At 35.7% G+C, this 12,817-nt stretch carries 13 protein-coding genes; 9 read left to right on the top strand and 4 right to left on the bottom strand.

Features of this window, described 5'->3' with window-relative positions:
- Positions 1-146: 146 nt before the first annotated feature.
- Positions 147-884, bottom strand: coding sequence for a DUF421 domain-containing protein (locus MHH81_RS18740; protein WP_340924259.1), 738 nt, complete (start codon positions 882-884; stop codon positions 147-149).
- A 292-nt stretch (positions 885-1,176) separates the two neighbouring features.
- Here MHH81_RS18740 and MHH81_RS18735 point away from each other — a divergent pair, with 292 nt between their 5' ends.
- Positions 1,177-2,388, top strand: coding sequence for an MFS transporter (locus tag MHH81_RS18735; protein WP_340924257.1), 1,212 nt, complete (start codon positions 1,177-1,179; stop codon positions 2,386-2,388).
- A gap of 318 nt (positions 2,389-2,706) precedes the next feature.
- Here MHH81_RS18735 and MHH81_RS18730 read toward each other — a convergent pair whose 3' ends face one another.
- Complete coding sequence (locus MHH81_RS18730) at positions 2,707-3,390, bottom strand: universal stress protein (protein ID WP_340924256.1); 684 nt, start codon at positions 3,388-3,390, stop codon at positions 2,707-2,709.
- Between the two features lie 346 nt (positions 3,391-3,736).
- Here MHH81_RS18730 and MHH81_RS18725 point away from each other — a divergent pair, with 346 nt between their 5' ends.
- The 8 genes from MHH81_RS18725 (at position 3,737) to brnQ (ending at position 11,091) form a co-directional block, all read left to right on the top strand.
- Positions 3,737-6,145 carry a Na+/H+ antiporter subunit A gene (locus MHH81_RS18725; RefSeq protein ID WP_340924254.1) on the top strand — a complete coding sequence of 803 codons (2,409 nt, stop codon included), beginning with the start codon at positions 3,737-3,739 and terminating at the stop codon, positions 6,143-6,145.
- Positions 6,135-6,557, top strand: coding sequence for a Na(+)/H(+) antiporter subunit B (locus tag MHH81_RS18720; protein ID WP_340924251.1), 423 nt, complete (start codon positions 6,135-6,137; stop codon positions 6,555-6,557). The genes MHH81_RS18725 and MHH81_RS18720 overlap by 11 nt, the downstream gene beginning before the upstream one ends.
- A gap of 3 nt (positions 6,558-6,560) precedes the next feature.
- The gene (locus tag MHH81_RS18715; RefSeq protein WP_340924249.1) at positions 6,561-6,899 is read left to right on the top strand and encodes a Na(+)/H(+) antiporter subunit C; all 339 of its coding nucleotides are present in this window, start codon (positions 6,561-6,563) and stop codon (positions 6,897-6,899) included.
- Entirely contained in the window at positions 6,892-8,376 is a 1,485-nt protein-coding gene (locus MHH81_RS18710) for a Na+/H+ antiporter subunit D (protein ID WP_340925343.1), read from the top strand. Before MHH81_RS18715 ends, MHH81_RS18710 begins: the two co-directional genes overlap by 8 nt.
- Before the next feature lie 18 nt (positions 8,377-8,394).
- Complete coding sequence (locus tag MHH81_RS18705) at positions 8,395-8,877, top strand: Na+/H+ antiporter subunit E (RefSeq protein WP_340924247.1); 483 nt, start codon at positions 8,395-8,397, stop codon at positions 8,875-8,877.
- A complete protein-coding gene (locus MHH81_RS18700) occupies positions 8,877-9,161 on the top strand; it encodes a Na(+)/H(+) antiporter subunit F1 (RefSeq protein WP_340924244.1) in 285 nt (94 codons plus the stop codon). The genes MHH81_RS18705 and MHH81_RS18700 overlap by 1 nt, the downstream gene beginning before the upstream one ends.
- Positions 9,139-9,471 (top strand): Na+/H+ antiporter subunit G, encoded by a 333-nt coding sequence (locus MHH81_RS18695; protein ID WP_445678108.1) that lies wholly within the window; start codon positions 9,139-9,141, stop codon positions 9,469-9,471. The genes MHH81_RS18700 and MHH81_RS18695 overlap by 23 nt, the downstream gene beginning before the upstream one ends.
- A 279-nt stretch (positions 9,472-9,750) precedes the next feature.
- Positions 9,751-11,091, top strand: a complete 1,341-nt coding sequence (gene brnQ / locus MHH81_RS18690) for a branched-chain amino acid transport system II carrier protein (RefSeq protein WP_340924240.1) — start codon at positions 9,751-9,753, stop codon at positions 11,089-11,091.
- 62 nt (positions 11,092-11,153) lie between these two features.
- Here the strand turns inward: brnQ and MHH81_RS18685 are convergent, their stop codons facing one another.
- On the bottom strand, positions 11,154-11,798 hold the full coding sequence (locus MHH81_RS18685; protein ID WP_340924238.1) for a GntR family transcriptional regulator: 645 nt from the start codon (positions 11,796-11,798) through the stop codon (positions 11,154-11,156).
- A gap of 86 nt (positions 11,799-11,884) precedes the next feature.
- A complete protein-coding gene (locus tag MHH81_RS18680; protein WP_340924237.1) occupies positions 11,885-12,511 on the bottom strand; it encodes a YfbR-like 5'-deoxynucleotidase in 627 nt (208 codons plus the stop codon).
- Between the last annotated feature and the right edge of the window lie 306 nt (positions 12,512-12,817).

The following is a 12,817-nucleotide window of genomic DNA, read 5'->3' as shown; positions in this document are numbered from 1 at the left end:
ACAATTCCTTCAAAATAGATATCCACTATCTTCTCTTTTAAATGGAAAAAGCAATCTCTATAAGAAGATTTATTAGCTATTCATAACAGTTTATAAAAATAATTTTGTCGTAAAACTGAAAGGACTTCCATGAAAAGGAAGTCCTTTTATTCGATTTCTTTTCTTAGGTTTATATACAGAGATCCATTTGTTTGCAGCTGAGCGTAAAATACATCTTCAACGGAATCAATCCCCTGTTTCCGTAACTTTCTCATTACCCATTCTTCATCTAAATCAAGTTCTAGTAAGTTTTTCTGAACAATTTTCCCGTCAGAAATGATTTCACGAGGCATGTAAACTGGAAGAGAAACATCGGCTTTTACGTCCTGCTTTGTGGCTTCTTGTTGATTAGGCTTTTTAAAGACGCTTAACTCGCCATTTGTTTCAAGGACTGCATAATGGACATCTTGAATCGAGAAAATAGATTGTTCTCTCAGCATCATCAGTAAATCATCCATATGCATACGTGTTGATTTTAAAGATTTTACAGATAGTTTGCCGTCTTTAATAAGAATTGTCGGTTCATCATCTAATAACACTCGTGCTCTAGAAGATTTCAAAGAAATCCAGCTCATAAGAATTGTTAGAAGGGTCCACCAAATAAGTGAGAGGAGACCGTCGATAAAAGGAGTTTCCTTTTGCGAGGCAATTTCAGCGGCTATGGATCCGATTGTTATGCCTGTAATGTAATTGAAGAATGTGAGTTGACTTAGCTGTTTTTTGCCCAACAGACGCGCCAAAAATAGTAATACGGCAAATGAAATAGTTGTTCTTAAAATCATTTCCCAAAAATTCACTTCGAGACCCATATTACGATCAATACTCCTTTTATAAGATATCTTCATCCTATTGTCTCCTAAAACACTGTAACTATTCTTTTTAATTGTCGACTTTCTTTTTAAAGAATATGTCGAACTTTGCGTTATACTAAGATTATTAATATTTATTTTAATATTTGAATAAATGACTCTTTTAAATTGGTATGTTGTTTTTTAGAAGAATATTTTGTGTGACTGACCAACATCCTGTTGCGCCGAAGAGGATTGAAAGTTCGTTCCCGGAGAGCGAGCAGATTTTCAGCAGGTGACAACATGATCGTTTAACACCAAATAAAAAGAAAGAATGTGAAGAAGAGATATGTCTACAGTCAATACCTCACATAAGTTGGGGAATCCGATTTATCCAATTATGTTCGCAATTGGAATTTGCCATTTGTTTAATGATTCGTTACAAGCAGTTATTCCGGCAATGTTTCCAATATTAGCAGATGAAATTGGTTTGAATTTTACTCAGCTAGGGTTAATTTCGTTTACATTAAATATGGTTGCCTCACTTTTACAGCCGGTAATAGGGTTTATTAGTGATAAAAAGCCGATGCCCTATGCACTTCCTCTAGGGATGAGTAGTTCTTTTATTGGAATGGCAGGCTTAGCATTTGCACCAGAATATTGGATGATTCTTGTGTCTGTGATTTTTTTAGGGCTAGGTTCAGCAGTTTTTCATCCAGAAGGTTCACGTGTTTCTTTTATGGCAGCTGGATCAAAAAGAGGGCTTTCACAATCAATTTATCAGGTGGGAGGGAACACTGGACAAGCACTTGCACCTCTTATTGGTGCATTTATTCTTGCACCCCTTGGTCAAAAAGGAGCTGCACTCTTCTTATTGGTCGCAGCTGTAGGAATTTTTATGTTATCAAAAATTTCTGCTTGGTATAAGAAACAGTTAGAAGAAAGTGTATCGAAAAAGAAAAAAACACTTCTATCTTCGTTACCGTCTTTATCGAAAAAACAAATAGGCTTTGCATTGATCCTGTTAATGATCATTATTTTTGTTAGATCCTTTTATGTAACCAACATGACTAATTTTTATGTTTTTCATTTGATAGAGAATTATGATTTTACGATAAGAAAAGGGCAATTATTTATATTTATCTTTCTTGCATTAGGAGCAGTGGGAACACTTTTTGGAGGCCCGATGGCAGATCGACTAGGCAGAAGAAATGTCATTTTACTTTCTACAGCTGTGCCAATACCTTTATGTTTAGTCTTACCGTATGTTCCAGTTTGGGCAGTCATATTACTGCTAATTTTCATTGGTTTTTTCATCATGCTAAGTTTTTCGGTGACAGTAGTTTACGCACAGGAACTGGTCCCAAGTAAAATTGGAACAATGGCTGGACTAACAGTTGGACTAGCATTTGGTATGGGGGCAATAGGCGCAGTGTTGATCGGAATTTTCATGGATCACTTAGGTGTTTACACAACAATGATTATCGTTTCCACATTACCGATTTTAGGGCTAGTGGCAATTGCTTTGCCGAAGGATAGAAGAGGTACGGTTCAAAGTTAATGGAGCGAGTGACTTGCCTGTAAAGAGAAGAAAGTATTATTAATAAATAGGCTGAGTTAATTTCAAAAATAGTACTTGTCTTCATTAAAATGCGAACATTTATCACTTTGTTGATTGAAGTGGCAGGCGGCGACTCCAGCGGGATGAGTGAGACAGATAAGACATCGCAAAAGACGCGTAGTGGCGGTGATGGCTTATCGCTCACCCCGCGGAAAGCGTCCGCCTATAGCGGAAACCAATTAAACTTTATTCCGTATAAAATATATATTTCTTAATAAAAAAAGGAGACTCTACTCTAAGAGTTTCCTTTTAGGTATGTTATCGAATTTTTACGCTACAGTCATCTGGAACTTGTGAGGGATCCGTTACTAAATTATCTTGGATATGGACTTGTTGCATTTTGTTGTTATGCATAAATTTAAAGATTCCATTGTCGAAATCTGTTCCAATTTCTTTAAAGAAAATGCCTTCTTGGCACATATTTTTGGCACAAGTAAAAGAAACTTTATAGGAATCTTCATCTGTCACTAAGTAAGCGCGGACCCCTTTTTCAAAAATGCCATCTTCTTCAGCCTTGACGGACCTTTCAACAGAAACAACATGGAAGTCCACAAATGGGATTTCTTTTAATAAAACATTCATAAAAGACCCTTTTGTAATTTCTTCCCATCTACTTTGGGCGGTTTGTCCAATAATGATTTGCGTAATATTTAATTGGTGCGCAACTTCCTTAATTACCTTTGGGGAAGGACGTTTTTCGTTATCACGAATGATAAACTCTTCTACTTCCAATTCCTCCGAAAGGGTTTTCCATTGTTCAATATAACCAGATTTTTCGGCATCGAATGCATCAAATGGAAGTGGATCAACTGTTAAAATGTAAAGTGGACAATCCAACATACTTGCCATTTTATGTCCTCTTTTTATCAGTCGCTCTCCATTAGGTCCAAAGTATACGCAGACAAGTATACTTTCATCCATTCTACCTTTAGCGTGTTTCACGGTTGTCTACACCTCTTTTTATTAGTTTCATCTATTCTATAAACGTGTTGAAATCATTGCGAATAGTTTAGTTATAAATCACTAAAAGTGCAGTATATCGTTATATAGTGTATAATTTACTACGAATATACGTGCATTTATACATTACAAATGAGAATCATAAAAGCACTTTCCTTGTAATTAAACAATGTTAAAGACCCCTAAATCTTCTGAACTACATCAGGACCCCATATGGAATCCTATTATGCTACTAGTTATTGGGATAGTCAAGTGTCCCATTCAAATGAAATAATTCTTTTAAAACTGAAATTTCATAGAAAACGTTTTGGAAATAGGAGGTTACAATTTGTTTTCAGTTAATTTCGCTATTATTATCCCATTTATAATAGCTGCACTCGTACCACTCATCTATAGGCGATTCAAATTCTTCCATATTGGTTGGTTTGTTATGCTAGTACCCATTACGTTGTTTATCATACTTGCTAGGCTAATTCCCTCGATAGCAAGTGGTAAAACATTTGTCCATACATATAAATGGATTCCCGCATTAGATATTAACTTCACTACTTATTTAGACGGTTTAAGTATGATATTAGGATTACTCATTACTGGTGTAGGTAGTTTAGTAATTTTATATTCCATTTTTTACCTTTCTACTAAAGAATCTCTACAACACTTTTACTGCTATTTATTATTATTTATGGGTGCGATGTTAGGTGTCGTTTTTTCAGATAATCTAATGGTCTTATATGTTTTTTGGGAATTAACAAGCGTTTCTTCTTTCTTATTAATTGCCTTTTGGCATCACCGTAAAGGTTCTAGACAAGGTGCTCAAAAAGCTATGCTAATTACGGTAAGTGGCGGAATTGCCATGCTTGTTGGTTTTATTATGCTCCATACGATAACTGGTTCCTTTAGTATTCGGGAAATTGTAGCTACTATCGGGAATTTTACAGAGCATTCCTTATTTATCCCAGCAATGATTTTAGTATTACTAGGGGCATTTACAAAATCTGCACAGTTTCCTTTCCATATTTGGCTGCCAGATGCAATGGAAGCACCGACTCCAGTAAGTGCATACTTGCATTCTGCAACAATGGTGAAAGCTGGTATATATTTGGTTGCTCGCTTTACACCTGTTTTTGGTGGAGATCAAATCTGGTTCTGGACAGTAAGTGGAGTAGGAATGATTACATTATTCTGGGGATCTTTTAATGCAGTTCGGCAAACAGACCTGAAGGCATTATTAGCTTACTCTACTGTCAGTCAGCTGGGTCTTATTATGAGTCTACTTGGGTTAGGTTCGATTGCGCTGCAGTTTGGATATTCAAACAATTCTATTTTGTATACGCAAGCTGCTTTTGCAGCATTGTTCCATTTAATTAATCACTCCACATTTAAAGGTGCTTTATTTATGGTCGTAGGGATTGTCGATCATGAGCTAGGTACACGGGATATTAGAAGATTAGGCGGTTTAATGGCTTTCATGCCATTTACGTTTACTGTAGCTGTTATTGGAAGTTTATCAATGGCAGGATTGCCACCGTTTAATGGTTTTTTAAGTAAGGAAATGTTTTTTACAGCCACTGTTCAAATAATGAAGGCAGATGTATTTTCAGTGCAATCAATCGGTATTATTTTTCCTGTCGTTGCATGGGTAGCAAGTGTGTTTACGTTCGTTTACTGTATGATTATTATCTTCAAAACATTTCTGGGACCTGCCCAGCCTGAAAAATTGGACAAACCTATTCATGAAGCACCGATTGGTATGTTGATTGCTCCCATGATTTTAGCTGCGTTTGTGGTAGGTATTTTCTTCTTCCCAAACCTTTTGGGAGCGTATATACTTCAACCGGCAATGGCAAGTATTTATCCTACCTTTGGAAATCCAGCAAATCTCACACCTTCCATCTCTGCGTGGCATGGCCTTAATATAGAGCTGCTTATGACAGTTGGGGTTATATTAATTGGATTTATTTTGTTTAGTTTGCTCAAGAAGTGGAAGCCAATTTATGGTTTACTATCTTCCAAATACACATTTAATGCCTATTATAATAATTTATTATCTTTTGCTGAAAAGCAATCTACAATTGCAACAAACGGCTATATGACAGGTCTCCTAAGAGACTACTTAGTATATATTTATGCTTTCTTTATTTTAACTGTTGGGGGCTTCTTTATTTACTCGGGGGCATTTTCTTTTGACCCATCTACGAATGCATCCATTCGAGTATATGAAGTCATTTTAGTTGGTGTTATGGCGATTGCAGGGGTAGCTATGCTATTTGCCAAATCACGCATGACCGCAACATTGTTAAATGGAGTTTTAGGATATTCTATCGCAGTCTTCTTCGTTATCTTCCGAGCCCCGGATTTGGCACTGACACAATTAGTTGTAGAATCGGTGACTACTGCGTTATTTCTTTTAGCCTTTTCACATCTGCCTGATTGGAAGAAAGAGAAAGTCTCTACTAAAACAAAAATGACCAATGCAGTTATTTCAGTAGGGGTTGGATTGGTTGTTGTGTTAGTTGCAATATCGGTATTAAACTACGATCAATTCGATTCTATTTCCGTGTATTTCGAAGATGCGTATAAATTAGCTGGCGGTGCGAATATCGTCAATGCGATCTTAGGAGATTTCCGTGGATTTGATACGATGCTAGAAGTGGTCGTTCTCTTTATAGCGGGGTTAGGTGTATATACTATGATAAAGTTAAAGGCCAAAAAGGAGGATGCAGATAGTGAAAATTAATGATGTCATCCTACGTACAGTTACAAGAATTGTCGTGTTTATCATTTTGACCTTTGGTGTGTATTTATTCCTGTCTGGTCATAATACGCCTGGTGGGGGATTTATAGGCGGATTAGTGTTAGCATCAGCCATTGTACTTTTATATTTATCAACTGATATTGAAACGGTTCAAAAAAGTCTACCATTAGATTTCAAGCTTGTTGCAGCTTTTGGTGTGCTATTAGCTACATCTACAGGCTTTGGTTCACTATTTTTTGGTGTACCATTCATGTCTCAAACATTTGCTTATTTTGAACTACCTATTTTCGGTGAAACAGAGCTAACAACAGTAACTATCTTTGAAGCAGGGGTAGCTTTGGCTGTCGTTGGAGTAGTGGTAACAATAATTTTAAGTATAAGTGAGGATGTATAGCCTATGGAAACGTTAATTGTAATATTAATAGGAATATTAGTTGCCGTTGCTACCTATTTAATCCTCTCTCGAAATATTATACGAGTAATATTAGGGACAGCTGTACTTTCTCATGCGGTCCACCTACTTATATTAACAATGGGTGATTTGAAAAGAGGAAATGTTCCTTTGTTAAAGGAAGCAGATGCTCCTTATACAGATGCACTGCCACAAGCGTTAATCTTAACTGCTATTGTTATTAGTTTTGCAGTAACAGCGTTTATCCTTGTGCTTGCGTATCGAGCGTATCAAGATATTGGTACGGATGATCTTGATGCATTGAGAGGAACAAATGATGAATAATATAATTGTTTTACCTTTAATAATTCCCATTATGGTAGGAGTTTTCCTCGTATTTCTTCGACCATATGTGCGTGTGCAACGTGTTATAAGTTTATTGACGATGATTGGAATTGCAGGAATTAGTGTATATATTTTAAATGAAATTCAACAAGAAGGAATTCTACGATTGGATTTTGGTGGCTGGGAGCCTCCTTTTGGCATACTCTTTGTAGCAGATTCCTTTGCTATGCTATTCGTGTTAACTGCTAGTATAGTTACGGCAATTTGTTTGATCTACGCTTTTTCTACTATTGGAGAAGACCATGAAAAGATGTTCTTTTATCCATTTGTTTTATTTTTAGTAGCTGGAGTTAATGGTTCATTTTTGACGGGAGATTTATTTAACTTATTCGTTTGTTTTGAAGTAATGTTACTAGCTTCTTATGTCTTAATAACATTTGGTGGAAAGAAAGCGCAGTTAAGAGAATCTATTAAATATGTAGTTATTAATGTACTTTCGTCATGGTTTTTCTTAGTTGCTCTTTCTTATCTGTATGGTACTGTTGGTACCTTGAATATGGCCCACATATCGGAGAGAGTTGCAGAAGCGGGACAAGGTCCTTTGCTTACTACTATCAGTATTTTATTTTTAATTGTCTTTAGTTTAAAAGCAGGGTTGTTACTGTTCTACTGGCTTCCTGGATCTTATAGTGTTCCTCCAACAGCTATTGCCGCATTGTTCGGAGCGTTGTTAACGAAGGTAGGTATCTATGCACTTTTCCGTACATTTACATTAATTTTCTATCATGAACCAGCTGTTACCCACACGTTAATCGGAATAATGGCTGGAATTACGCTCATTGTCGGATGTATTGGGGCGATAGCATATAAAGATGTTCGCATAATTGCTTCCTATAATGTCGTCATTGCAGTCGGGTTTATTTTAATTGGTTTAGCGGTTGCCACACCAGTATCGATAGAGGGATCGATTTACTATGTGATTCACGACATGATTGCGAAGGCTATGCTTTTTTTACTAGCTGGAACAATGATTGTATTAACAGGAAAAACAAAAATCACGGAAATGAGTGGGCTAATACGAAATTACCCTATATTTGGTTGGATGTTTTTCATTGTCACTTGCTCTCTTGCCGGTATTCCACCGCTTAGTGGGTTCGTTGGAAAAATATTAGTAGGACAAGGTGCAATAGAGTCGGGCTCCTATGTTTTATTAGCCCTTGCGTTTATCTCCAGTATTGTGGTGTTGTATTCGCTCCTTCGTATTTTCTTAAACTCCATTTTTGGGGAAACGATCATTAGTCCAGAAGATGAAGTCCCATTGAAGGCAGGAATGATTATACCAATTGCGCTACTTGGAGTAGGGACAATTTTTCTTGGACTTGGTGCAGAATTTTTATCAGGTTATGTAAGTAATGCTGCATACACACTATCCAATCCAACTGTTTATATTGATGCAGTTTTAGGTGGAAATAAGTAATGGGAGAGGTGAAAATCCATGTCAGCACAGTTTTTACTTAATTTATTTATAGCATTCCTTTGGATGCTTTTAAAAGATGAAGACGAGCTGAAGCTTACCACCTTTTTCAGTGGATTCATTGTTGGGATTGTAATTGTCTTCTTAATGCACCGTTTTTTCGGTAGTCAATTTTACTTGAGAAGATTATTTTCCATTATTAAGTTAGTTTTCATATTTATTTCGGAATTAGCTACTTCGAGTGTGCTTATCAGCAGACAGATTTTAAGTCCAAAGTTAAATATAAAGCCTGGTATTTTTACATATAAAACAGAACTACGGGGTGATTGGGAAATAACGACTCTTGCGATGTTACTTACATTGACACCAGGATCAGTAGTAATGGAAGTAAGTCCTGAAGGTAATATGTTTTATATTCATGCAATGGATATAGAAAAATCAAAAGCGGATGTCTTACGATCTCTTACAAAGTTTGAAAAAGCGATTATGGAGGTGACTCGTTAATGGTAGAAAAAATACTTTTGATCTCCCTCGCATTGTTTTCTTTATCTATAGCAATTGCCCTTTATCGAATTATTAAAGGACCTTCTATGCCAGACCGAGCAGTCGCCTTGGATGTGATAGGTGTAAACTTAATCTCGATAATTGCTCTTGTATCGATTGTATTAAAAACAAAAGCCTTTTTGGAAGCAATTCTCATTTTAGGAATTCTCGCTTTCATCAGTACAATTGCTATATCAAAGTATATTGAAAGGGGGGTTATCGTTGAGCGTAAATCAGATAATTGAGCTAATGGCAGCTCTTACTGTATTGTTAGGAAGTATAATGAGTGTCATTAGTGCTTTTGGGATTATTCGACTTCCTGATGTGTATACTCGCTCACATGCTGCTACAAAAAGCTCTACGGTGGCAGTGTTATTATCTCTTTCAGGAGCATTTGTATACTTTTGGGTTCATGAAGGATTTATAAGCATTCGATTAATACTTGGTATATTATTCGTATTCTTAACTGCACCAGTTGCGGGACATCTTCTTATACGAGCGGCTTATCGCTCCAATGTAAAGCTTACTGAAAATTCCTCTGATGATTCCCTATAAAAACCTTTTTTCAGATGAGAAATAGGTATTGAAATCAGCTAGTTACTTGGATGTAATTCCAGTAGTTGGCTGTTTTTTTATACTTTATTATTTTAATAAAAGAAATGTTCAATTAATTTAGATTAATATATTGCATTCTACTGAATTCCGTAGTATTATCAGTTTTGATATATTGTATACAAAAGTGATGATAGAAAATCATTGTATAGCGCATGTATTTAAAACAACTAGAACAAAATACAAGAAATGATTATTTCTTATATCACAGGAGGCAATAAAATGAACAATAAATTATCATTTTCCAATCATTTAGTGATTGGAGTAATGCTATTTGCATTGTTTTTTGGAGCGGGTAATTTAATTTTTCCTGCAAGCTTAGGACAAAATGCGGGAACAAATGTGTGGATAGCAGTAATTGGATTTTTAATTACAGGAATAGGATTACCTTTTTTAGGGACACTTGCAATGGGGTTTTCCGGAAGCAAAAATTTGCAGGAGCTATCGAGTAGAGTTCATCCTAAATTTGCAGTTATCTTTACATCATTACTGTACTTAACAATCGGGCCATTTTTTGCAATGCCAAGAACAGGTGCGGTTTCATTTGAAATAGGTATTTTACCATTTATGAATGCAGATTATGCACAGATTGGACTATTGGTATTCACCATTATTTTCTTTGGAGTTACGTTATGGTTATCATTGAATCCATCTAAAATTGTAGATAATGTAGGGAAGTATTTGTCTCCTGGTATTTTAATCGGTCTATTCATCTTATTATTTTTTGTAGTGATAAAACCAATGGGAGACTTTGGACAACCTCAAGGAAACTATGTAGACAATGCGTTTATGACAGGATTCACAGATGGTTACAATACAATGGACGCATTAGCTTCCTTAGTTTTTGGGATTATTGTTATTAATGCGATACGTTCGATGGGTGTGACGTCAACGAAAGGTATTCTTGTAGCAACAGCTAAATCAGGTGCGATTGCCGTATTTTTCCTTGGTGTAATCTATGCTGGTATTGGTTATCTAGGAGCAACAAGTGTAAATCTCTTTGGTCTGTTTGACAATGGAGGTCCTGTTTTAAGTAGTGCTTCTGGGCATTATTTTGGATCCTATGGAGCGGTACTTTTGTCCGTTATTATTTTGTTAGCTTGTTTAACAACTAGTATTGGTTTGTTGACTGCTTGCGGGGAGTATTTTCATACGTTAATGCCGAAGATTAGCTATAAAGCATTTGTTATTTTTTTCAGTGTATTGACTTGTGTGATTGCAAACTTCGGTTTATCTAATATTATTACGTATTCCATCCCAGTATTAATGTTGTTGTATCCATTAGCGATCGTTTTAATCTTTTTAACATTCTTGTCTCCACTGTTTAATCACGCGAGAATAGTATATGTTACTGTGGTATTTGTAACCTTTTTAATAAGCATTGTAGACGGATTAAAATCTCTTTGCGATTCACTTGGATTAGAGTATTTCAGCTGGTTAAAACCTATAGTATCTTTTTATGATGGATTCTTACCGTTTTATGGAGTTGGTTTAGGGTGGTTAATTCCCTTCATCATTTTAACGCTAATTACTGGCTTGATTGCAAGAATTCAAAAAGCATAATGCTAAACTTGACATTACGAACAGAAAAAAGCCCTTTGACTAAACGTCAAAGGGCTAGTTTTTTAGTAGCCTTCAATTGAATAAATCCAGTTAGAACGCATTATTTCCGTTAATTTTTTTGTATCTTTTTCTCTAAATAAACGAATAATCTCCGCGTGCTGTACGATTGAGTGTTCTCTTAAGATATTACTTTCGTAATAAAATAATCTACGTACGTGTGCTTGAAGCATTTCAACCATAGAAATTATGTATGAGTTGTTCGCGCGGTCAACGATTATTTTATGGAATTCCTCGTCAAAATTCAGAGCAATTATATATTGTTTAGCATAAATTGCATCAGCAAACTCCTTGTTTTTTTCTTCTAATAATTGTAAAGTAGTCTCATCCATATTTGGAGTAGCAAGCTCTGCAGCAAGCGCCTGTAATACTGCTAATGGTGGTAATAAATTATGAATATCCTCTTTTTCTACTGCTGTTACTTGTGTAGCTCTCCCTGGTTGCATCGTAACAAAACCATGGGATTCTAAAAGTTGTAGTGATTCACGAATAGGAGTTCTACTGACCCCTAATGCTTGTGCAAGTTCAATATCATTAATTTTCTCATCCGGTTGAAGTGTACCATCTATAATCCACTGTTGTATTTGATTGAACGCATGGAGCTTTGCGGTAGTACGGACAGGTTTTGTGTGATTAACTGGTATAGGCATGAAACAACCCCCCCTCAATTATCTTAATAGTTTAACAATATTATACACTAAGTTATATAATATATTGCAATTTAATAAATAAAAACTTATTCCACTAAAATTTGTAAAGTAATGGATTTTACATCTATCACAGAGTCTTCCGCCATAATGTCTTGAAGCATGACATCTTTGAAATAAGATATACTTTTTTCAAGAGGGATGTGAAGAATTTTTCTTAATGCATTCTCATACATTTTCACAAATTCAGCATCCGTATTGCCACGTTGCAGCTCTGCAAAAGCTTCATATACTTGATCTAGCTTATCAGCAAGTTCTAGTAAGCGCCCCTCAATTGTCTCGTCTTTTCCCTCTTTCATACGGTCAAAAAATACAGGCTGGAACTCTTTTGGAATTTCGTCTAAAATAAATTTTTCCATCATTTTTTCTTCTACATGTGTGAGCATTAGTTTCAGTTCTGGGGATGCATGTTTAACGGGTGTTTTTATGTCACCGATAAAAATTTCGGCAAAGTCATGGTTAATCGTCTTTTCGTAAAGCGACTTCCAGTTAACAGTCGCACCATTATTCTCTTCGATCGTTGCAAAAAACATCGCATATTGTGAAACCTTCCATGAATGCGCAGCAACATTATGGTCCTCAAACTTAAAACGTCCTGGGGCACGTATAATTCTTTCTAAATCGTTCATGCTCATAAAAAATTTATGAATACCCATGGATAACCACTCCTTTTTATTTTATCATACTTGAATTTACGAAAATAATGTAATGATAGCTATATTGTAAGTTAAACAAAAAATAAGGTACTATGAATGAAAAATGAAAGTAGGGAAACAAATTTCTGAAATTCATTCGATTTAAAAAAACTAAAATGGAAAGAAACGGGGAAAGCTGTACTTGTTTTGAATGCTCCAGCGTCATATGAGGAGACTACTACTGCTTTTGAGGGAAGAGGGATGTTTAGTCAGTATCTCCTGTCATTAAAAGTATCGAGTTATTGTTTCTAAATCAAGATGTACATT

It is taken from the genome of Psychrobacillus sp. FSL H8-0484 (assembly GCF_038005325.1).
In the GTDB taxonomy this organism is placed as follows: Bacteria; Bacillota; Bacilli; order Bacillales_A; family Planococcaceae; genus Psychrobacillus.
This window is presented reverse-complemented; position numbering and strand designations above follow the sequence as displayed.